The sequence below is a fragment of the Paraburkholderia aromaticivorans genome (assembly GCF_012689525.1).
GTDB lineage: Bacteria > Pseudomonadota > Gammaproteobacteria > Burkholderiales > Burkholderiaceae > Paraburkholderia > Paraburkholderia aromaticivorans_A.
In genome coordinates this window covers 2,742,866-2,764,386 of the sequence record NZ_CP051516.1, presented here as the reverse complement: position 1 = coordinate 2,764,386, position 21,521 = coordinate 2,742,866, and the positions used below count along the sequence as shown (strand labels likewise).

Here is a 21,521-nt window from a genome sequence, read left to right as displayed (position 1 = left end):
CTACAGTGTCAGGCAGTGAGTAACAGGCGGCCTCAAAGATCGAGCACCAGCCGGGAAGTCCTGGCGCGCGAGCAGCACGGCATGAAGCTGTCGTTGCGTGCCCGCTCTTCGTCCGTCAGATAAAGATCTCGATGGTCGGGTGCGCCGGCCAGCACCTTCGTCATGCAGGTGCCGCAGACACCCTGTTCGCAGGACAGTGGCAGGTTGAACCCGGCGTCGAGCAGAGCGTGCGCGGCGCTTTGATCCGCGAGAACCTCGATGACCTGGCCGCTGCTGCCGATCTCGATTTCGAATCGTCCGTCCTCCGAAGAATCGATTGGCGCTGCCGCGAAATATTCACGGTGCAGGTGTCCCTCGTCCCAACCGAGTTCGCGCGCGGTCTGCAGGACGTGGTCCATGAAGCCGTTGGGTCCACACACGTAAAGATGCTTGTCGGAAGATGGCGAGCCGATTGCGGAGCGGGCATCGAGTTGCTGGTCGGGGGCGCCGTCGTCGACGTGTACGTGCATCTGCGACTCGTCGCCAGATTGCGCGTGTTGCAGGCGATCGATGAAGGCCATGCGCGACAGCGTGCGCCCACAATAGTGCATCGCGAATGGACGATGCTCGCGCGCCAGTTGCTGCGCCATGCACAGGATCGGCGTGATACCGATGCCACCCGCGAACAGGATCGAACGGTCTTCCTGACCGTTGTGCAGGCTGAAGTGGTTGCGCGGGGCGCTGATCGTGAGCGTGTCTCCCGCCTGCACGTTCTCGAGAAGCTTCACCGAACCGCCGCGGGATTGGGGATCGCGCAGCACGCCGATCCGGTAGCACGGGTTTTCGCCCGGTAAGTCATACAAGGAGTACTGACGTACCGGGCCGCCGGGTACGTGTACGTCGATGTGCGCACCGGCTTCGAAGGCAGGCAATGCATCCTCCGACAATGGCGTGAGTTCATAGCCGGCAATGTCGTCTGCCAGCCAGGTCCTGGCAGAGACTTTGACTTGCAGCACAGTGTTCATAGGAGTCGATTTGTGTTCCATGACGGATATAGGCCCAAAATGAGGAGAGCGTGTCAGGCGGCGATGTGAAGTCGACGCCGGATGACTACTGGCGAGGCGCCAAGCTGTCGCTGAACCAGCCAGCGCGCCAGACCTTGGTCCATCACGCGAACATGCTCCGGAAACCAATCCACCAGCGCTCGGGCAAAAGAGCGGACGACCTCGGTCCGTCCATCGGCCAACATGGCCCGAACATCGTCGAGGGATCTCAACACGGCGGCGTGCTCCTCGATATGGCAGCCCGCTGAACCGTAGGTTGTCTCGCGCATCGAGGCGTCCTCGTCGTCAAAGTGGCGGCGCGCATGCTCGGCAAACGCTTCGAGCGCACTCACGAGATTTTCATCATCCGTTGTCAGCAGCGCGTGTACGCATGCGACAAATTCGTGGTGGGTCTCGTCCATTGCCGGATGGCCAAGGGCATAGTCGTCATGCCAGGCGAAGCCGGGGAGCACACGATCCTTCGCCCAGGTTTGTGCCGCTGTCTGCTTGTCTTTCAACTGCATCATTTTCAACGAACTCCTGCTCAATCGATCACGTTCATTCAATACGTCTTCCATGGAAGATACGATTTTGTGCGGTGAGTGTCGAGGTAGGGCAAACGCTAATACGTGAAAATCTCGTAATACACCGCGAATTATGCGGACTAATCTCGTTGTGTCTGGCCATCATAGGGCTTCGTCGCATCCAGATGAGGGTAACTCCCAACGGCAAATCGTTTGACATGGAAGACGACTAAAATTTATCTTCCATGGAAGCATATAACCAAAGGGAGACAGATGATGAGTACGCGGTTGAGTCTTACGGGATGTGCCTTCTCGTGGCGTCAGGCAATGTGGTGGGGATTTTCCTCTCTTGCGGTATGCGTGCCGGCGGCATCGCAGGCACAGAGCTCTGTCACGCTGTACGGGATTATCGATACGGGGGTCGAGTATGTGACGAACGTCGGCGCTCACCAGTCCAGCGTAGTGCGTATGCCGTCGCTCACGGGGTCGATACCCTCGCGGTGGGGTTTCCGTGGCAAGGAGGATCTGGGCGGCGGTCTCAGCGCGGTTTTTGTATTGGAGTCGGGCTTCGCGCCGTCACAGGGCACACTGAATCAAGGTGGCCGCCTGTTTGGCAGGCAGGCCTATGTCGGACTGTCAGGGCGGTGGGGGACCTTATCCCTGGGCCGGCAATATTCTCAGATCTATTGGGCTTTGCCGGGCGACACGATGGGGCCGAATGTCTATGCCGCCGGTGATCTGGACCCGTACCTGTCTCAAGCGCGACTCGACAACGCTGTCGCCTACAGCTTCACGTCATCGGGGCTGACCGTGGGCGTGACCTATTCGCTCGGGCGTGACGCGGTGGATTCCGCGCCGGCCGGCGGATGCGCCGGGCAGTCGCCGACGGACTGGCGGGCCTGCAAGTCAATGTCTGCCATGGTGAAATATGAAGCGGCGACATGGGGCGTGGCGACGGCTATCGACCGCAATTACGGCGGTGGCGGCATCGGTTCGCCCCAGCCCAATACTTCGCAGACCGATACACGTGCGGTCATCGACGGCTACATGAAGCTCGGTACCTCGACGATCGGTGCGGGATTCCTCCATAGAATCAATCACGGGGTGCAGACGCCGACTGTTGTCGATGCGGTCAGCAACTACTGGTGGTTTGGTGGGACCTATTTCCCCGTTCCGCAATTCGCCCTCGATGCCCAGTTCGGACATATATCGGTGAACGGCGGGAGTTCCGCGGGAGCCTCCGTGATCGCTGCGCGCGCGACATACTTATTGTCCAAGCGCACTTCCGTGTACCTCACAGCGGGGCGTATGTTCAACCAGCGCAATGCAGCGTTCACGATTGACGGCGGCGTGATTCCTCCCGCTTCTACGCCATTGCCCGGGGTGGATCAAACGGGGGCGATGGTGGGTGTTCGCCACCAGTTCTAAATGGATAGTGAACGCTCGATGTCACTGCGCGGCAGTCGGGCGTTCACACTGGAATTCGTGAGCGCGTTCTCGCCACGTCGCGTGGTTGGAATTGTTCGCCCCTTATCCGAAACGTGGCGCTCGATACAGCGTGACGCGTGCTGAATACGTGTTTGCCGCGGCCCGACTTCCACGCGAATAGCCGTCGGCCACACGACGACACTTCGCCCCATCCGCATCCCTCTAGTCCGCTGAAACCCCCGTCAAACAAGGCTTGCTGAAATGTGGCATGGACTCTGCATTACATAGCGTCCGGCCGTAGCACGACACGCCCATCCATCGAACCCGGATGTCCCGCATCGGATGCACGCCTGGAACCCAGGTATCGCGCCCCGTTCGTGCCGATACGCAATCGACCCGCTCGCCGACCGGAGGACGTCTTGTTCATCTATCTATACCCGCTGTTGAGAAAGGCGCTTGACCGTGCTGAACACAATCGTCGTGACGCGTACCTCGCGTCCGCTGCCGACATGAGCGAGCTCGAACGCCGCATGCATTGGACAGAGATTGACCGCTGAGATAACACACCAACGCGCCCTCTATCGATCAGTCTGGACGCCTGGACATGCGCGCCGGCGTTTCGATCATAGCCAGCCGCCCGCGCCGCGCCGATAGTGGAGACTTCCGCGTTCCGGCGTCCGTGCGCCCAACTCCTGAGCTCGTGAACCCTATGAATAGCACTCTCGCATCGCAAACCTTCTCATCCGCGACGTCGGTGATCGCACTGCATTGCTCCGGGTCGGGAGCGGCTCAATGGCGCAAGCTTGGCGAGGCGCTCGGCTCGCGCCACGCGTTCGTCGCGCCCGAGCACTACGGCTGCGATAGCACGGGCCCGTGGAACGGCGAGCGCGCGTTCACGCTCGCCGACGAGGCGGCGAGGACCATTGGCATCATCGACGCCTCGCGTGGCAAGGTGCATCTCGTCGGCCACTCGTATGGCGGTGGCGTGGCGTTGCGCGCGGCCGTCGAACGGCCGGAGCGCATCGCGAGCATAACGCTCTACGAGCCCTCGGCGTTTCATCTGCTGAAGGTGATGGGCGCACACGGCGCGCATGCGCTCGCGGAAATCATCGATATTTCAAAGCGCACCGCCGATGGCGTGACTTGTGGCGACTATCGGGGCGCGGCGGCTTCGTTCGTCGATTACTGGGGCGGCCGGGGCGCATGGGAAGCGCTGCGGCCCTCGGTGCAGGCGGCGCTCACGCGCTGGGCGCCGAAGGCGCCGCTCGACTTCCGCGCGCTGCTCGACGAACGCACGCCCGCCAGCGCGTACTCGGGCCTGCGGGTCCCGGCGCTGATCCTGCGCGGCCAGCACGCGCCCGTCCCGACGCGCGCGATCGCTGAGCGGCTGCCGATGCTGCTGCCCGCGGCGCGTCTCGCGATCGTCGAGGGTGCGGGACACATGGGACCGCTCACGCACGCCGACAGCGTCAACGCGATGATCGTGCGGCATATTGCCGAGGCGGACGCGACAGCGTTCGGGGACAAAGCGCCATTGTGGGCCGACTAAAAACCTGGTTGGAACGAGTCTGCTTCCCCACCTGAGCGCACAACTACGCGTTTCAAAGCCGAGCGATTTGCTCGCACCGTTCCAGCGTGCGCACACGCAGTCAGCTTTGCGACGCGGTCAGCATCCGGAGTTGCTCCAGCAACTTCACTGCCGGGCCAGGCAAAATTCCCTGCCGCCGTCGGAAGGCCGTCAACGTGCGCCGTCCCACCACGCCGGCAATCGCCAGCGTATCGAACACGCCGGCTGCGGCCTCGGTGTCGTACATCGGCGTGGCCATCCAGCTCAGAAATCCCGCGCGCGTCACGAGGCTTTTGAGTACGGTGATCGAGCGCGTCTCGACCGCGATCGGTGGCATGCCGAACTTGGAGAATGGCACCGTTATTACGCCATTTTCGATCTGTCCTTTGAGTTCTGATCGAGCGGGAAGGGTGTTCGCCTACATCGCGACGCAGAGGCGATATGCGTCATAGATCGCTGTGTGAATGTCGCGCGACGCCACCGCGTCGCCGATCCGGTAAAGATGGAACTGCGCATCGCCATTCGCGGCCTGCAAGACCGGCTGGGCGTTTCCGCGCGCGAACGCGGCGAGGTCCATCTGGCCGTCGTTGACCGAGTGCACGCGGGCGGCCTCGAAGAGATCGTCCACGGCAAGGGTCCCGCGTTCGACGACCACGTGCTCCGCTTCCATCTCCACGAGTTCGTCGGTCAACTGGTGCCTGAAGATCGCACGCAGCATGCCGGCGTCGTCGTGCCGCACTTCGACGAGTTCGAGATGGGCGCGCACCGGCACCTGCCACTTTTCGAGGTTGCGAAGCCACACGAGGTCGTCGCCCTTGCCGCCGGTTTCCTGCGCGGGCAATGCGTCGAGTACGGCGAGGCGCACGTCGAGTCCCGCCGACACGAAGCGCTCGGTGCATAGATACGCGTTGTGACGGCCGGTGCCATCGTAGACGAGCACGCGTCCGGCGCTGGGCGGCGTATCCGACAACGCATCGACCACCGAGCGGCACGATTCGCCGCCCGGCAACGCGTCGAGATCGGGCGTGCCGCCGGTTGCCACGATCACCACGTCCGGGCGCTCCTGGAGTACGTCGCCGAGTTCGGCGTACTGGTTGTAGCGGATCTCGACGCCCATCCGTTCCAGTTCGGCGAGACGCCAGGCGACGATACCGATCAGATCCTTGCGCCAGCTTCCCGACGCTGCGAGCAGCACCTGTCCGCCTGCGCGGTCGGCCGCTTCGAGCAGCGTGACGCGATGGCCCCGGCTCGCGCAGACGCGCGCCGCTTCGAGTCCGGCCGGCCCCGCGCCGACGATCAGCACATGGCAAGGTGTCGCGGACGGCTCGATGTCGTGCGGCAGGAAGGTTTCGCGCGCGCTCGCCGGGTTGTGGATGCAGGTCGCCTTCGTATTGCGGCAATGCGAGCCGCCGACGCAAGGGCGCGCGGCCGCCTCGCGGCCCGTCTCGATGAGCCGCACGAGGTGCGGCTCGGCGATGTGTGCGCGCGTCATGCCGACCATGTCGATGAGGCCCTCGCCGATCGCATAGCGCGCGGTGGCGAGATCGGCGATCTTGGCGGCGTGAAAGACCGGCAGCCGCACCGCGCGGCGGAACGCGGCGGCCTTGGAGAGCCAGGGCGCCGACGGCATGAACATGCCGGGCATGCTGTTGACGACCAGCGACATCTTCGTGTCCATGCGGCCGTAGACCACGTTGAAGAAGTCGAAAATTTCGCTCTGCTGCAGGATGCGGGCCAATTCCAGACTGTCTTCGAAGCTGCAGCCGTCTTCGAGTGCGAAGCGAAAGCCGACCGGATACGCGTCGCCGACTTCCTTGCGGATCGCCTCGTGAACCTCGATCGCAAAGCGGCACCGGTTCGCCGCCGAGCCTCCATAGCGATCGCTGCGCAGGTTGACGGCCGGGCTGAGGAATTGCCCGATCAAATGGCCGCCCGCATGCGTCTCCAGACCATCGAGGCCGCCTTCCAGGCAGCGGCGCGCCGCGCGTCCGAAGTCGGCCACGATGCGCTTGATGTCGTGCTCGTTCATCGCTTGCGGGATCGCGCGATGCAGCGTTTCGCGGCGCGGCGACGGCGCGAGCATCGGCAGCCACGGTTCGGCATAGGGATCGCCGCGCCGGCCGAGATGGGTGATCTGACACATCAGCGCGGCTCCGTGGGTGTGCACGCGTTCGGAGAAGTGCCGCAGATGCGGGACGACTTCGTCGACGCCCATGTTGATCTGCTGGAACGTGTTGGGACTGTCGATGCTCACGTTCGACGAGCCGCCGAACATGGTGAGCCCGATGCCTCCCCTGGCCTTCTCCTCGTGATAGCGTTGATAGACTTCCTGCGGGAATTCGTTTTGAATGAGACGGCTCGCGTGGCTCGTGCTCATCACGCGGTTCTTCAGCACCAGATGCCTGAGCGTCAGCGGTTGCAGCAGGGGATCAGACGAAGCGGCCGGCCGCGCTTCGTCCGCGTTGTGCTCTGTCATGTCGGGACTCTCTCGATGGGTCTGCCGACAAAGTAGAGTTGGCCTGAAAGCGCGTCAATTTACATGTTCGTCAGCGGGGATAACATGGTGTTAGCAGATGGGACTTAGACTTCCTTCGCTTCAGGCGCTGCTCGTTTTCGAGGCCGCCGCGCGTCACATGAGCCTCACGCGCGCGGCGCTCGAACTGAATGTGACGCCGGTCGCGGTGAGCCGCATGGTGGCGCGTCTCGAAGACGCGCTCGGCTTCATGCTGTTCAAGCGCACGAAGACCGGGCTTGCCCTCACCGACGAGGGCGCGAAACTGCATGTCGCGGTGGCCTTGGGGTTCGGCCAGGTGAGCGACACGATCACCGAACTGAAGAGCCGCAAGGAAGAGAGCGAGACAGTCACACTCTCCATCTCCAGCGGGTTCGCTTCGCAGTGGCTGCTGCCGCGCCTCGAGCGTTTTCAGCATGCGTTTCCGTCGGTGAACCTGCGCTTGCAGGTGATGGCGAGCCGCCTGTATGGTCCACTCGACGGCGCCGATCTCGGTATCCGTCTGCATAAGCCTGGTTCGGAGCACGATGCGCTCTGTTTCTGTCCGGAGCTGATCATCGCCGTATGCAGCCCGGACTATCTCGCGGAGCACGGCCCTCTCGACGCGCCGCGTCAGGCGTGCGGTCACACGCTGATTCACCTCGAACCGACGACGCACACCTGGGCCGACTATTTCGAGCTGACGCGGGTGATGAACCACGCATCGGCGAAACACGCCAGCTATTCCGATCCGGGCCTTGCGCTGCAGGGTGCCATGCTCGGACACGGGGTGCTGCTCGGCTGGCTCCTCGCGGTCGCCCCTCCGCTCAATACTGGGGCGATCGTTCCCGCGTCGGACCGGCTGGTGGAGACGGGTTGCAATTACGTGCTGGAATGCCGTACGCGCGAGCCATCGGGATCGGTGCGCCAGGTGTCGCAATGGTTGATCGACGAGATGCGCGCGGAGCTGGCGAAGGTCGCGCCGATACTGGCTTCGCTGGAGCGGATAAGGAGTGGGGCAGCGAATTGATGCTGGCAGCACGGGCCGAACGTGTGAGTCGATCGGCGCCCGTGCGGCGAATGACGGTGTTTCGTCGAACTCCCTCCGTAACCCGCTATCATCGTTTTTCGTCCCCAAGGAGAACAAGCGATGGGTCGCCCCGATTTCATCAAACACTGGACCGAACTGGAAGAACCCCATGCGCATTGCTATCGCGGCGATTCCGAGCCGATGGGCCTCGACGCGCCACTCTCCGCCGCGATGGGTATTACGCGAATCGGCATTCATCATGTGAGGCTTCTGCCGGGTCGGCGCACGTCATATCCGCACGCCGAAAGTACCGAGCAGGAGTTCGTCTACGTGCTTCATGGCAAGCCCGAGGTCTGGATCGACGGCGTTCTGCATCCTCTTGCTGAAGGCGATTCGGTTGCTTTTCCGGCCGGCACCGGTATCTGCCACACGTTCATCAACAATACCGACGACGACGTCAGGCTGATGGTGATCGGTGAGCGGCCGCGCGAAGACAACCGTATCCGCTATCCGCTCAACGAAGCGCGCGAACTGACGCGCGCGGACCGCTGGACGGACTGGCCTATTAGACCTCTCGGTGAGCATGACGGGATGCCGGACTAATGCTTTCGGGATCGGTCGCGGGAGCAGTCATTTGGCGGCGTCGTGAATTCAAAATTGTCCTCTGAAGTGGCTGTGCCATATCGTCAGGGAAACTGCGCGACCCGTTGATCGTCATGTATGTGGTAATTGCGCGACCCACAGGACGCTCGCGCACAGGGGATCGAGACGACCTATCAGAATCTCGCGCTCGCTGACAACCTCGATGTCGGCAGCAACATCTCCTCGGATGCGAGCCGACGCGCTGAAAGCGCAGGGCGTGTCCGTGATTCTGACCTCGCATACCTTCACGATTGAGTCGCGCCTTATGACAGCGCGAGATTATTTAGATAATAGAAAAATTATTCATTGGGAAACAATTAATAACCGCAAATTGAGTTGTCGGAATAGCAATGGAATGCAAAAATCTTCTCTTTCACCAATATAGAGCTGTGACTGTTCTCGGCAAATGTCCTGTCAAGCCTGACGGGGCTTGCTTCTTTATCGGTTCATGCCGGGTGGGCGCATTCGCACTCCACCTATCGTCAGACAATACGATCGTCCTTTTTTATTTCATCGAAAACAATAAACTTTTTGCGAGGTTTGTCGTTATAGCATTGCGCGACCAAAAAAATGGCCGGCCCGTCATTTCATTTGGAAAAGTCAGAAATCGTGCTGGCGTCGTCAAGCGTGCTGCCGAAGCTCCTGATCATTCAGGTGCACTGAGAGACCCGCGTTCGCCTGTGCAGTGTGAAAATGAACCATGGATCGAACCAATTACGCCACGAACAGCACCAGATCCTCCCGCCACGCGCTAATTCTGGTGCCCGCGCTGACCGTCCTGGTCCTCGGCATATTGTGGGTAACCATACTGTTGCGCCTGCAGGTCGAGAAGGCGTCCGTGATGCGCGACACGCGCGTGGCTGCCCGCACGCTGGCCGATGCTTTAGAAACCCATACGTTGAAGACTGTCCACGATGTCGATGAGATCGCGTTGCTGGTCAAATACGGATACGAACGTACCCCGCAAACCTTCGATCTTGCAGCGTACCGGGCATACGGGTTGATTACTGCGGACACGGCACTGCAGGTCACCATTGCGGGTGCCGACGGCCGCGTGATTGCATCGACTTTGCCATTTTCGGGTACGGTCGATCTCAAGGACCGGGAACATTTCCGGGTCCACCTTTCCCCGGCAAACATCGGGCTGTTCATCAGCCAGCCTGTGATTGGACGTATATCCAGGCAGTGGTCCGTGCAGGCAACGCGCCGTATCGACCGTCCCGACGGAAGTTTCGGTGGGGTAGTGATCGTCTCGGAAGATCCGGCTTATCTGACCGATGGCTTCTACAACAATCCTGCGCTGGGCGAGCGCGGCATGATTGCCGTTTTGTCCGGTCGTGGGTTCATGTTGTCGCGTCGTGCGGGGAATTCACCGAGCCGGTCTGGCGAGGCGCTGCCGAGCAGCTACGTGCCCCTCGGCAAAACCGTGCTGGCCGACTTCTCCGATCCTATCGATCATGTCGAACGTGTGGTAGCGAGTCGTCATCTCGAGAAATATGGTTTGACTGTCGTCGCCGGCCTTTCCGTCGATGAGGCGCTGGACGATTACTTCAGGATGCGCCGCGTGTATGTGACGATGGCCTCGACCATCACGGTGATGCTCGCTGCACTATCGGCCTGGATTACTGCTCTGATCGTCAAACTCCTCAACGGCAAAGAAGAATTGCGGCGTCTTTCTCAAACGGACCGACTGACGGACTTGCCGAACCGCGGCAAGATTGTGGACCTGCTGGATGAGGCGATCGCGGCACCAGATGCGGTCGGAAAAGTCGCTGTCATTTTTGTCGATCTGGACAACTTCAAGGAACTCAACGATACGTACGGCCACCAGTGCGGCGACGAAATTCTGGCCATGTTAGCGGCGCGCCTGCAGGCTACCGTACAGGAGCGTGGCGTAGTAGGGCGACTCGGCGGAGACGAGTTCCTCGTTGTACTCAAGGCTGACGCTATGTCCGACGTAGTCGAGCAAATGGTCGCTGAATTGACGGCTGCTCTGCAGGTTCCCCTGAATTCACGCTGGGGGGTTGAGACGGTCGGTGCGAGCTTCGGTATGGCTATGCTGAAAGCGGGCGAGGACTCCAATGAACTCATCAGGAAGGCGGACTTCGCGATGTACCAAGCCAAGAATCGCGATCCCGCTTGTCGAATAAACTCTAATAAAGACCGCATTCTTGCCGGGTGAGTCTTCCATTAAGCGGAGCAAGAGAGATTGGTGGGCATCCTTCCGGATCGGCTCATCGAAGAAGGCGATCCATCGTCAGCGCAGCATTATTGGACTGGTCAGTAAGATCAGGAAGCTGAGATAGATCGCCATCCTAATCGATGCTTACCTGCCTTGAATCAACATGCCAAGCGGAGCGAGCGGGCCGACTGGCAACAGATCGAACGTCATCAGGTCCGCAGCGGTGAGCGGCAATGATACGGGGACGCCGGAGCAGTTGATCCCGGCGCTCAGTCGACCGGACGTGAGGACGGCCAAAGCGCAGCTGCTGGAATGGCATGCTGACGGCGCGCGTATTGCCGCGTCCTGCATCGGGACGTTTCTTCTGGCGGAAACCGGACTGCTCGATCATCGGGAAGCGACGACGACGTGGTGGCTCGGTCCGCTGTTTCGGCAGCGCTACCCCAATGTTTTGCTCGACGAGTCTCGCATGCCGGCGCCGACAGACGTGGGCGTGACAGCCGGCGCAGCGATGGGGCATCTCGATCTCGCCCTGTGGTTGATACGCCAGGCTAGTCCCGAACTGGCAGCCGTCGTCTCTCGCTACCTGCTTGCCGACATTCGCTCCTGGCAGGCGCCTTACATCATTCCGACTCATCTGGCGCAGGCGGATCCCCTTATTCTTCGCTTCGAACGGTGGGCGCGAGACCATCTCAAGGCCGGGTTCTCGCTGCAGTAAGCCACCAACGCTTTGGCGACGAGCGCGCGGTCATTGCAACGCCGGTGTCAGGAGGTGCTCGGCAAATCGCCGCTGGCTTACTTCCAGGATCTGCGTGTCGAACGTGCGCAGTCTCTCCTGCACGGCAGCGGTCTTGACCTCGACGCCATCGCAGCCGAGGTCGGTTACGTCGACGGAGCGACGTTACGAACACTGTTGCGCCAGCGCCTGGGACGGGGGAGTCCGCGATCTTCGCGCCGACCTGCGCTGACGGCGCTTACTTCTTTTTATGGGGCGGATATTGCGGTGATTCAGGTGGCCACGCGCCGTCGTTGGTCGGGGTCCGCTTTCGGCGCGGTAACGTTGCGCAGGTTGGTGATGTCGTGCGTTTCCGCGCTACGCCAACGAGTTCGCCAGGGTGCGCAGAGTCTGGCTCGGATCCTCTTCGATGGGTGAACCGTGCGACACGAGAATGCGTTTCAGCGACTGAAGTTCCGCCCATTCCAGAAGCTGGGCACGCAGCGCCTCTTTATCCGCGACGAGGATCAACTTCACCGGTTTCGGAATATGCGGTTCGTCTCCCGCGAATCCCATCATGCGCAGGAACCAGCCGCCGAACCCGGATTCATGGCGAATGTTGCCGACCAGATCGTTCAGCACCAGCGTCGTGCCGTTCGGCGTGCGTATGACGAGCGCCGCCTCATGTCCACGCGTTCCGGGTACCGTCACGAACTGCACGTTGGGATCGCCGAAGCCGGGGTCCGTCGTGTCGACGTGCACCGTTTCTTCCACCTTCGTCCGCGAGCCTTCGGGCGCGACGACCTGCATCAACGGATAGCGCTCTTTCCAGATTTTCGCGTCCAGCCGATGATGGTCGTTGGGCACCACCAGAAAGGCCGGACGCCCGTAGTCTTCGAGTGCTTGCATCTCGTCCTCATCGAGCGCAATTGCGCTGAATATGACCAGTCGCGAATCATTCAAACGCGCCACCGTCATACGTCGCGGGAGGTCGGTGAGCGGCATATGGAGTTCGCCGGTCACCGTGAGAACGTTTTCATCGACTTCCGTGAGCTTGCCGTGCGGCAAGACTTTCCACTGCTGAAAAGGCTTGGTCATCGTCGGGCTCCTTGTTTGGAGGCGGTCACTGTAGATAGGCAGTGTGCGCGCAAATAGAGGACGGTCAAGCGGATGATGTGAATGACAACGCTCTTCGAACCCGATATTGCAAGCGGAACTATTCGAAAATTCTCTTCGTCGCCGCGCATGCAAGTGCGATGTACACTTTCCTGCAGGGGCATTCCACGGTTTCAGGACCGGGTAGAACACGCAGGATCGTCAATGAAAAGAATCTACGGGTACAAAGGCTTCGAGGTCACCGTGGAGCTAGAACCAGTGTGGGAGACCGCGGGCAGCGTTACGCTGTTGCCTCCGCGCGGCTTCGTTGCCGTCGTGCAAGTCAGAACGATTGGTGCGGTGGGCGCAACGCGCCCCGTGGTTGCGCCGATCCGCCTCGGGGCGACCGTCCAGCAACCGTTCCCGACCCAGGCCGAGGCGCTCATGGCAGGATATAGCGCCGGGCAGCGGGTGGTGGACGATACGTTCGCGCGCTGACGCTAGTTTCTGGACGAAAAAAAGCCGCAGACATCGCTGCGGCCCGAACACACACGCCGCGCATGGGGCGCTGACGTGGGTTCCATCCTACACATCCGCATTTCCGAGGCAATCAGGTGTCTCGTCTGAATATTTGCGCGCGGCCGCGTTGCCGCATCTGCCGTGGGACGGGCCTGGGTCGTCGCTGACGCAGGCGTTGCGGAATGGCCACAGGGCCAGTCGTCCGGCATCGGGACCACGGTATTCGGAACTTTATCTGGCTGGGGCTTTCGCCTGTATATCGTTCCGGCGGGTCAACGAACCAGGCTCCGTAATCGGGAGGTGATCGTCGCGCGCGTCGATCCACTCAATTGCCCATTGCCGCGCGACCTCGATTGCCTCGTCTTCGGTTTCGAACCAGGCAAGATTGCGCTCGATGTGCATTTCAGTGTCCACATCGTCGTCAGGTGATGTTCGGATGATCCGCGCATGCGCGAAGAACTGACCAAGCGAAAAATCCGCGGTTGCGTCAATGACCCAGCCGCCGTACTCGTACTTCATGTTGCCTCCGATACCTGCTAATCGAGATTCGAACAGACAAAGCATGGATTCATCAAGCTGTCTTCGCTAAACCTCCACGGGTGAATTGCCGACTTCGGGGTCGGCCGGCCGGGCAGCACGCAGCCCGTCGACTCCGCGGCGCCATATTGTTATAGATCATTCGTGGTCGAACTGGCCGCGCGGAGCAGAGGCCAGCGGTGTACACAAGGATATTCTTGAGACTTGTCAGCGGTGCTTCTGGTTCTGGAAAAGACGCCTGGTTTGCAAAAAAATTCAGTGTGTCAATGCCGGCGAGCTTCTCAGGCTTGTTCAGATCGGCCGCGCGGAACGCGGCCGCGCGGCGTCACCCAAACACGCAGGGCGCTCAATTGTCGTCCGACCTGCTCGGCAGATGCTCGTGCGGCACCGGTTCCGCTTCCACGGCATCAGGAACATCGACCGTAGTGCGTGGCGCAGATTTAGGAGCCGGCGACCGGGTGCCCGGCGTAACGCCGCGGATGGGGTGGTCCGGAATTCCCGGCCGGTGAATGGGGCGTGTGGGCGGGGTTGAGGGCATGATTTCCTCCTACGCAGACGTGACCAGCAACAACCATCATACCTCTGTCGAAGACACAGAACGCACCGGCCCGAGCCAGTATTTGACTACCCCTCAACGAGACCGCAGACATGGCCCGCCGAGCGCTCCCGAGCGGTAGCCCCCGTGTTTACCCGGCAAACGAGCTCAATGCGTGCTCTGTAATAAATATTTCGCAATTTTGGGGTAATGCTAACTAACATGCCGCTGGCCTATGAATATACGATTCAAATATAAACCCGGCAATGGATTCGCGATAAATCGGCGTCATCAAGTAAGTGAGTTATTAAAACAATAATAGGTAATCCTGATAAATACAAGCGAAGCCAGTAGGGCGTTTCAGCGATAGTGTTGACAGACGTGACATGCTTATAGTTGCTATCCGATATAAAAAGAAAACCGATTGCCGTAAAAAAAGCATTCCGCATATTGCGTTCAAAAATTGAGCGGTTATGATGGCGTCTCCGTGACCCGATTTCTCGCATGATTGCTTCACGGAGGGGGCGGCAGGAATATTTGCCGGCATTCACGCAGGAGAGGTAATTAATGCTCTCCGCGCAGAGAGACTAAATCGAGGAGACGCTATGTTGAGTCCCCATGAATTCGCCACCTTGATGCTCATCAAGGACGCACCGGACCAGATCGAACTAGGCCGCGCCGAACTCGACACGCTGCTGGAGAGGCAACTCATCTCGCTGGAAAACTTTGCGTCAGGACGCCCGCGTGCTCACGTTACAAGCGACGGCGATTCCGTTCTCAAGGCGGTCGCCCGGATCCGCTAGACATTCGCGGCGTGCGCCTCCCGGCGAGCGCGCCGAAGACGCAGTCATGAACGCAGCGTTGTGACTGCGGGTTGGTTTGTAGTGCCTGTTGATGTAACGACCGTCGAAGTTCTCGCGACGCATTCTGCCTGACAGGCGTCCTTGCGCTTTGATTTATCCACCATCGCGATCCGTCGCAACACACCCGTCCGATCGGGGGTTTCGTGCATCGGATCGAATTTTGAGGAATTCAACTATGGCTCTATCGAGTCCCGACCAAGCCGCTGCCGCGAAGGCCAGCCTCGACGCATTTTTCGGGTTAACCGGAAAGGTCTTTGAAGGCGCGGAGAAACTGGTTGCGCTGAACCTGCAGGTCGTCAGGTCCACGCTGGCTGAGGCGCAGGATATGACGAAGGCGCCCGGCACGACAGACCCGCTGCAATGGTTCGCGCTGCAGTCAGGCCTCACCGGGCCTTTCGCGGAGAAATCGCTGTCATACGGCCGGCAAGTGTTCGACATCGCATCGAGCACGCAGGCTGAACTCACTCAATTCGCGCAGGCACAGTACGAGCGGCATAACGCACGTGTGCAGGCATTCGTCGAGGAAGCGGCGAAGAATGCTCCGGCAGGTTCCGAAGCAGCGATCGCCGCGTGGAAGTCCGCGATCGGCGCCACCGCCACGCTTTACGAAACGCTGCAGAAAACCGGGCAACAGGCCGTGCAGGTCGCCGGGAGTAATTTCGATGCGGTCACAGCCACAGCGTCAAAGGCCGCGCGACGCAACGCCGAGCAGGTTCCCGTAGCCGCCGGCGCGAAGGGATAAGACCGACGCGGGCAGCGATGCCCGCGTTGCCGTTCTTATTTTATATGAAGGAATACTGACGGAGTGGCGGGTTCCTGTTTCCAGTACATCAAGTTCTTGACTGAATGCAGTGTGGCTCCAGATATCTACGAGGCCGATTTTTTGCGAGGACGATTCGATGGCAAAGCAGATCGCGGTGGTGACGGGTGGAATGGGCGGACTTGGTGAAGCAATCAGCATCAAGCTGCATGACGCCGGGTATGCGGTCGTGGTCACCTGTTCGCCGGCCAACACCGGCGCGGACGAGTGGCTCGCACGGATGGAAGCGCAGGGACGACAGTTTCGCGCGTACGCGGTTGACGTCGGCGACTACGACTCGTGCGACAGATGCATGGCGCAAATCAGAGCCGAAGTCGGCCCGGTCGATATCCTGATCAATAACGCCGGCATCACGCGCGACGCGAGCTTCAAGAAGCTGGACAAGATCAACTGGGACGCGGTAATTCGAACCAACCTCGATTCGGTGTTCAACATGACGAAGCCGGTGTGCGACAGCATGGTCGAGCGTGGCTGGGGCCGCATCGTCAATGTGTCGTCGATCGTCGGCTCCAAGGGCGGCTTCGGTCAGACCAACTATGCGGCGGCGAAGGCCGGCATGCATGGCTTCACGAAATCGCTGGCGCTCGAGGTGGCGAAGAAAGGCGTCACCGTCAACACGATCTCGCCAGGTTACATCGCGACGAAGATGGTGATGGCGGTGCCCGAGGAAATCCGCGAGACGAAGATCATTCCGCAGATTCCGGTCGGCCGGCTCGGGCAGCCCGACGAAGTCGCCGCACTCGTGCTGTATCTGTGTTCGCGCGAAGCCGGTTTCGTCACCGGAGCCAACATTGCGATCAATGGCGGCCAGCACCTGCAATGAAGCGGATAGTCCGCAACGGAGGTTCCGATGGATGAAGCAGTGGCAATCGTCGTAGGTTCGTTCGTGATGGCGACCGCATGTGTGTTCGTCGCCGCTCACTATCACCAGGAGAAAATGCGTCGAAAGCGGCTTAGACAGATGGGGCACCATCACTACTGGCCGCATTGGCGGAGCGCCCGGCATTGAGCCGAGCTACCGCGCTCTCAGGCGCGGTGAAAGCCCGCGGATTCTGCTGGTCCTCTCGATCAGCGGAATTCCTTGAACCAGCGCAATGAAACACACTTTCTTGGTAACGCGACACGCCTACGCCTGATCCTCCCAGGCGCGCCATCCGACCGGATGCGATTCCCGATATCGGTTCACCGCCTGCAGCATCCGAATCGCCTATGTCGCGGCCCACGCCCCATTTTTTGTAGCAATAAAAGTAGGAACTTCCGCGATCCACGCCTTGCCCACGAAGCTCGCCGCCAGCCGATCGGCCGGCATGAACCGCGAGGAGGATGTATCGAAGGAAAAAGGAGGTGTTGCCGCGCTCGACGTCGGTCGGGCGCTCGCGATCGTCGGTGTCGTTGCAGTACACCCGTCGTTCCAGCTTGCGTTCTCGCGCGCGTCCGACCGCATCATTCAGGGACGCGCGACGCGTCTGTCGCGCGGCATCCTCGCCCATGTCGACGGGTGCTTTCACCGGCGCAGCCGGGGCGTGATGAACTATACGTGCAAGCGATCCTGAGGCACGTCGGTTGCTGATAGATAGCAGGGCCATGAATGAGAATCGGAGTTCGGCCGCGAACACGCCTGTCTTCTTTCTCGGGCCATGTCTTTTGGCATTTTCCGCGCTATCGTGATGCATGGTTAGGCAGCCCCCGTGACAGCGAGCCGCTGCACAACGAGGGGAGAAGCACTGTGCATGAAGATCTGGCGGTGTCGCGCGAGAGGATGGTCGAGCGGCAACTGATCGCGCGTGGCATCGCGGAGCCGCGCATTCTCGACGCGATGCGGCGCGTGCCGCGCGAGGCCTTTCTGAGTCCCGATCTGCGCGCATGGGCTTATGCGGACGCAGCCCTTCCGATCGAAGCCGGCCAGACCATCACGCAACCGTTCATGGTCGCGCGGATGCTGCAGGCGGCGCGGCTCAAGCCGAGCGACCGTGTACTGGAAATCGGCACCGGTTCCGGCTACGCGGCCGCCGTGCTCGCGGAAATGGTTGCACACGTCGATACGATTGAACGTCATCCGCAACTGGCTGAGAGCGCCGCTGACCGGCTCAACACGCTCGGCTACGCCAACGTGAACGTCTACACCGCGGACGGCACACTCGGGCTGCCGGCGCGTGCGCCGTTCGATGCAATCGTCGCCACCGCATCCGGCCCGGGCGTGCCACCCGCGTGGAGCGCGCAACTCGAGATCGGCGGCCGAATCGTGATGCCGGTGGGTCCGGATTCGGACCATCAGCGGCTGATCCGGCTCACTCGCGACAGCAGCACGACTTACCACGAGGAGATGCTCGACCTCGTGCGTTTTGTGCCGTTGATTGGTGCTCAGGGCTGGGGCGACGTCGCAGGGCGGTAAGTCGGCGCGGACACAGGCGTCAACCGACGCGCCTTCGAAGGCTCCGCCCGCGTCAGGCATTCGTCAGGCGGCGGATTCCAGCAGGAAATTTCTTACCCTTGCGGCAATGCACAGGGACAAAAGTACGCATCGAGCGCCCACGGTAGCGCGACCAGCCGGCCCACCATCGCCGCGAGTGTATCGGGCGACACCGCCGCAAACGTAATGGACATTTCTTCGTAGCAGTGACGGCGATCCACACGGATCCGGACGTGGTCCGCCTGGGGTGCCTCGCAACCGAGAACCTGCCAGGCAGCAACGACCCTCAGATTCCCTGCCTTTGCGCGCACGGTGAGCCGGTACCGATCGTGCTGGCCCGGTGTGCTGTTCCCAACCGTCATCCCCTTCATGGAGGGATCGTCCGGTGACACTTCGATTTGCTCGTCGGTCGCTTGCATTCTGAACTCCGAATGGCCAGTCATGCGGGACAGGAGCTAGAGCCGATCGGCCGCTCGCAGGACGTCCGCTGTATGAGTACCGTTATAGTCCGCGAGTTCACCGAACGTTAGGACTGCGCGCCGAAATCGGCGACGGTCTATGCGTCGAGGCGTGCTCAGTCGTTCGACAATACTGCGGCTTGGCGTGTCGTTGCCATGCTGCGACCGCTCCGTCGAAGAAAGGGTAACCAACGATATCGTTGGCTGAATCCCTTAGCGGTTTATAGAAGAAGCACATGTCGTCGGATTTTTACCCCGCATTGCAATTTGTGCAAAGCACCGTATGCCGTGAGAAAACCGCATCTTCGCGACGTTTCTATAGGTATGTTTTTTGCGGCGTGCTGAAGGGCCCGGCGTATTGTCAGGCACGAGTACGGCAGCGAGTACGAAGGTGCCTTTTTTGCCGAGCAAGCGGACGGTTAGGGGGCTCCATCAATGGAATATGCGTTCGAATTCCGGCGTACCGTCGTGTGGCCGCCGATCCATCACACTTCCCTTCGCGGGACAGCGGACAGCGGACGGCGGCGGCGACGAACCATGCAGAAGATTGAGCCGATCGGGAAGGACAGCGAAGCGCCGAACGCGAAGCGATACTGGCTCGCATCGCAGCACGTTATGTATAGCGCGTTGCCACGCGCATTTTAAGGAGAAACGCAGCATGGACAACGATTTCGAAGCCCGCATTCGCACCCGGGCGTATCGGCTCTGGGAAAACGATCCGTCACCGGACAGCAACGCTGAAAAGCACTGGGAGGAAGCGCGCCGGCAGATCGAGGCCGAGGGTGATGACACGCAGGACAGTGCTGAACCCAACGTCGATCAATCGGCGGATCGGGAGAAGGGCGGTCGGATCGCACCGGAAGAGCAGTTGCAGGACTTGTCAGGCGGCGATGCGGATGCCGCATCTCGAGAAGAACGGTAGCGTCGGCGTGGCCAAGGCGTTCGGATTTCCGAAATGTGCCGTTCGTCTTTGCTCGTTCAATGCGCTGCGCGCAAGCGACGCCTGGCGTCAGTGATGTCAGTGTCTTTCGGCTTTTGACACAGCGAAGAAGTGACGTCCGCGCTTATTCAACGATGAATCTGCTCCAGACACACTGCGTTCGCTGTCGACGGTTCAGTGCAATTCGAGCCACATCGGCTGATGATCCGAGGCCTGGCTGTCCGGATCGACCTCGCAGGCCGCAATGCGCGATGTCAGATCTTCCGTAACAAAAATGAAATCGCAGGCGAATGGACCATCCGGCCATTGCTCGTGATCATATAAGCCCACCGTCGGGGCGCGCGGCGCGCGAGGATGCGCGCTGGCCCACGCATCGATAAAGCGCGGGGCGTCGGCAATCGGTTCTAGCATCCGGCAATATGCGTTGCTTTCGAATGCACTGTTAAAGTCGCCACAGACCACCGCGCTCATAGGCCGCGCCGTGTCGGAAAACGGGCTGTCGATTTTTTCCGCCTTGGCGGGCGCCCGCGCGTGGTCGCAGGCTTCCCTGTGCAGCTCCCGCAATCTGGCGAGTTGCGCGAGCCGCTGCTTCTCCGAATAGAACTCGAGATGCGTGGAGACCACCCGTGTCGCGCCGATATCGGTTTCGATCACGGCTTCGAGCGCCACTCTCATCATCGACGGTTTGACAGGATCCGCAGGCCAAGGCAGCGAGTGACGCAGCACTTGTCTGACGGGCAAGCGCGTCACGATCGCGTTGCCGAATTGACGCCGATGGCGGCTCGCGCCGAGCGCCGGAAGATCGGCGCCCACTGCGTCGAGCACCGTGAACTGCGGAAGCAACGCGGCCAGTTCGGCGAATTGATCGGCAGATGGCCCGCCGGCCAAACCGCCGGACGCTGGATCCTCATGAAAGCCACGCGTGACCTCCTGCATGCAAAGGATGTCGAAATCGCACAGCGCACGCGCTTCGCGCACGATTCGGGCGAGGTCGACCCGGCCGTCCACGCCGCGACCCCATTGAACATTCCAGTCGACGAGTTTCATGGCGGTTTCTTCTTCATTCGGCTCACGCCGGCAGGTTCCTTTGGTGTAGCGGCTAGTCGTCCGTGTCCGGACCAAGGTAGCCGGGCAATCCCAGCGCCGCGGTGCTCTTTGCCAGCTTGATCGCTTCGTCCACTAGCGCGGCGAACTGCTTGTCGCTGTCGGGCTGCGGCAGAGTCGAGCGAAAGAAGTCGGCCCATCGGAATTCTTCCAGAGGGACACTGGTTTTGTCATAGCCGCCGGCATCACGGACTGCCGCCGCGAGGCTGCGATACTCGTCATCCAGCAGTTCCCAGATATGTTCCGGCAAATCGGAAAACGGCCGGCGCCGGCCTTTAGCGTCGTACGGGAACGTCCATCGTTGGTTTTCCATGCTGAGCCAGAAGGAAGCCTGTGAATAGGACGACAGATCCCTGACCAGGACGATCGGCACAGACCTGACGCCGACATGCCAGAGCGCGGCCGCCACGTGATGATGATCGATCGCAAACGGCGCGTCGTTGGGTCCGTAGACGACGGGTATCGGTTTCTCGGCGATGGCCATCTCCAGATCGTGCCCGCTCAGCGCTTTGTATTGTTTGATTTTTTCGCGGACCTCCCGCGCGCCGTGTGTCATCTGGGTGGGACGTAGCCGTTCGATTTTTAGTTGGGTCATGCCTGTCTCCTGTCGACCAGAGTGGGCGCTTCAGCGCCTTACTC

21 protein-coding genes and 2 pseudogenes are annotated in these 21,521 nt (G+C 60.9%); 14 read left to right on the top strand and 9 right to left on the bottom strand.

The window, feature by feature from the left end; genetic code table 11:
- Window positions 1-32: 32 nt before the first annotated feature.
- Window positions 33-1,004: a PDR/VanB family oxidoreductase gene (locus HF916_RS40560; protein WP_240975708.1), complete on the bottom strand. Its 972-nt coding sequence runs from the start codon at window positions 1,002-1,004 to the stop codon at window positions 33-35.
- A 53-nt stretch (window positions 1,005-1,057) separates the two neighbouring features.
- The gene (locus HF916_RS40555) at window positions 1,058-1,600 is read right to left on the bottom strand and encodes a bacteriohemerythrin (RefSeq protein WP_240975707.1); all 543 of its coding nucleotides are present in this window, start codon (window positions 1,598-1,600) and stop codon (window positions 1,058-1,060) included.
- Window positions 1,601-1,873: 273 nt separating this feature from the next.
- On the opposite strand from HF916_RS40555, the gene HF916_RS40550 reads away from it, so the two are divergent.
- The 3 genes from HF916_RS40550 (at window position 1,874) to HF916_RS40540 (ending at window position 4,523) form a co-directional block, all read left to right on the top strand.
- The gene (locus HF916_RS40550) at window positions 1,874-2,974 is read left to right on the top strand and encodes a porin (RefSeq protein ID WP_240975705.1); all 1,101 of its coding nucleotides are present in this window, start codon (window positions 1,874-1,876) and stop codon (window positions 2,972-2,974) included.
- Window positions 2,975-3,237: 263 nt separating this feature from the next.
- Complete coding sequence (locus HF916_RS51785) at window positions 3,238-3,531, top strand: DUF3563 family protein (RefSeq protein WP_346777736.1); 294 nt, start codon at window positions 3,238-3,240, stop codon at window positions 3,529-3,531.
- 152 nt (window positions 3,532-3,683) lie between these two features.
- A complete protein-coding gene (locus HF916_RS40540) occupies window positions 3,684-4,523 on the top strand; it encodes an alpha/beta fold hydrolase (RefSeq protein ID WP_168794319.1) in 840 nt (279 codons plus the stop codon).
- Between the two features lie 100 nt (window positions 4,524-4,623).
- On the opposite strand, the pseudogene HF916_RS40535 reads toward HF916_RS40540, so the two are convergent.
- A pseudogene (locus HF916_RS40535) lies at window positions 4,624-4,881 on the bottom strand (LysR family transcriptional regulator); the annotation flags it as partial.
- Between the two features lie 78 nt (window positions 4,882-4,959).
- The gene (locus HF916_RS40530) at window positions 4,960-7,017 is read right to left on the bottom strand and encodes an FAD-dependent oxidoreductase (protein WP_168794318.1); all 2,058 of its coding nucleotides are present in this window, start codon (window positions 7,015-7,017) and stop codon (window positions 4,960-4,962) included.
- 97 nt (window positions 7,018-7,114) lie between these two features.
- Between HF916_RS40530 and HF916_RS40525 the strand changes: the two genes are divergently transcribed.
- From HF916_RS40525 to HF916_RS40505, 4 genes and pseudogenes are all read left to right on the top strand, one after another.
- Window positions 7,115-8,062 (top strand): LysR substrate-binding domain-containing protein, encoded by a 948-nt coding sequence (locus HF916_RS40525; RefSeq protein ID WP_168794317.1) that lies wholly within the window; start codon window positions 7,115-7,117, stop codon window positions 8,060-8,062.
- A 120-nt stretch (window positions 8,063-8,182) separates the two neighbouring features.
- The gene (locus HF916_RS40520) at window positions 8,183-8,665 is read left to right on the top strand and encodes a cupin domain-containing protein (protein ID WP_168794316.1); all 483 of its coding nucleotides are present in this window, start codon (window positions 8,183-8,185) and stop codon (window positions 8,663-8,665) included.
- Between the two features lie 739 nt (window positions 8,666-9,404).
- Window positions 9,405-10,886, top strand: coding sequence for a sensor domain-containing diguanylate cyclase (locus HF916_RS40510; RefSeq protein WP_168794315.1), 1,482 nt, complete (start codon window positions 9,405-9,407; stop codon window positions 10,884-10,886).
- 244 nt (window positions 10,887-11,130) lie between these two features.
- Window positions 11,131-11,854: pseudogene (locus tag HF916_RS40505) on the top strand (GlxA family transcriptional regulator); the annotation flags it as partial.
- A 125-nt stretch (window positions 11,855-11,979) separates the two neighbouring features.
- Here the strand turns inward: HF916_RS40505 and HF916_RS40500 are convergent.
- The gene (locus HF916_RS40500) at window positions 11,980-12,699 is read right to left on the bottom strand and encodes a hypothetical protein (RefSeq protein ID WP_168794314.1); all 720 of its coding nucleotides are present in this window, start codon (window positions 12,697-12,699) and stop codon (window positions 11,980-11,982) included.
- 222 nt (window positions 12,700-12,921) lie between these two features.
- Between HF916_RS40500 and HF916_RS40495 the strand changes: the two genes are divergently transcribed.
- Window positions 12,922-13,194, top strand: coding sequence for a hypothetical protein (locus HF916_RS40495; protein WP_168794313.1), 273 nt, complete (start codon window positions 12,922-12,924; stop codon window positions 13,192-13,194).
- A gap of 252 nt (window positions 13,195-13,446) precedes the next feature.
- Here HF916_RS40495 and HF916_RS40490 read toward each other — a convergent pair whose 3' ends face one another.
- Window positions 13,447-13,734, bottom strand: a complete 288-nt coding sequence (locus HF916_RS40490) for a hypothetical protein (protein ID WP_168794312.1) — start codon at window positions 13,732-13,734, stop codon at window positions 13,447-13,449.
- 1,158 nt (window positions 13,735-14,892) lie between these two features.
- On the opposite strand from HF916_RS40490, the gene HF916_RS40485 reads away from it, so the two are divergent.
- The 5 genes from HF916_RS40485 (at window position 14,893) to HF916_RS40465 (ending at window position 18,362) form a co-directional block, all read left to right on the top strand.
- Complete coding sequence (locus HF916_RS40485) at window positions 14,893-15,090, top strand: hypothetical protein (RefSeq protein ID WP_168794311.1); 198 nt, start codon at window positions 14,893-14,895, stop codon at window positions 15,088-15,090.
- Between the two features lie 235 nt (window positions 15,091-15,325).
- Window positions 15,326-15,892 carry a TIGR01841 family phasin gene (phaP, locus tag HF916_RS40480; RefSeq protein ID WP_168794310.1) on the top strand — a complete coding sequence of 189 codons (567 nt, stop codon included), beginning with the start codon at window positions 15,326-15,328 and terminating at the stop codon, window positions 15,890-15,892.
- A 157-nt stretch (window positions 15,893-16,049) separates the two neighbouring features.
- The gene (phbB, locus tag HF916_RS40475) at window positions 16,050-16,793 is read left to right on the top strand and encodes an acetoacetyl-CoA reductase (RefSeq protein ID WP_168794309.1); all 744 of its coding nucleotides are present in this window, start codon (window positions 16,050-16,052) and stop codon (window positions 16,791-16,793) included.
- A 448-nt stretch (window positions 16,794-17,241) separates the two neighbouring features.
- Window positions 17,242-17,523: a hypothetical protein gene (locus HF916_RS40470; protein ID WP_240975703.1), complete on the top strand. Its 282-nt coding sequence runs from the start codon at window positions 17,242-17,244 to the stop codon at window positions 17,521-17,523.
- Window positions 17,524-17,696: 173 nt separating this feature from the next.
- Window positions 17,697-18,362, top strand: a complete 666-nt coding sequence (locus HF916_RS40465) for a protein-L-isoaspartate(D-aspartate) O-methyltransferase (protein ID WP_168794308.1) — start codon at window positions 17,697-17,699, stop codon at window positions 18,360-18,362.
- A 92-nt stretch (window positions 18,363-18,454) separates the two neighbouring features.
- Here the strand turns inward: HF916_RS40465 and HF916_RS40460 are convergent, their stop codons facing one another.
- Window positions 18,455-18,799 (bottom strand): hypothetical protein, encoded by a 345-nt coding sequence (locus tag HF916_RS40460; RefSeq protein ID WP_168794307.1) that lies wholly within the window; start codon window positions 18,797-18,799, stop codon window positions 18,455-18,457.
- A gap of 697 nt (window positions 18,800-19,496) precedes the next feature.
- On the opposite strand from HF916_RS40460, the gene HF916_RS40455 reads away from it, so the two are divergent.
- Window positions 19,497-19,760, top strand: a complete 264-nt coding sequence (locus HF916_RS40455) for a DUF2934 domain-containing protein (RefSeq protein ID WP_168794306.1) — start codon at window positions 19,497-19,499, stop codon at window positions 19,758-19,760.
- A gap of 192 nt (window positions 19,761-19,952) precedes the next feature.
- Here the strand turns inward: HF916_RS40455 and HF916_RS40450 are convergent, their stop codons facing one another.
- Complete coding sequence (locus HF916_RS40450; protein WP_168794305.1) at window positions 19,953-20,825, bottom strand: endonuclease/exonuclease/phosphatase family protein; 873 nt, start codon at window positions 20,823-20,825, stop codon at window positions 19,953-19,955.
- Between the two features lie 52 nt (window positions 20,826-20,877).
- Window positions 20,878-21,477 (bottom strand): ParB-like protein, encoded by a 600-nt coding sequence (locus HF916_RS40445; RefSeq protein ID WP_168794304.1) that lies wholly within the window; start codon window positions 21,475-21,477, stop codon window positions 20,878-20,880.
- Window positions 21,478-21,521: the final 44 nt, after the last annotated feature.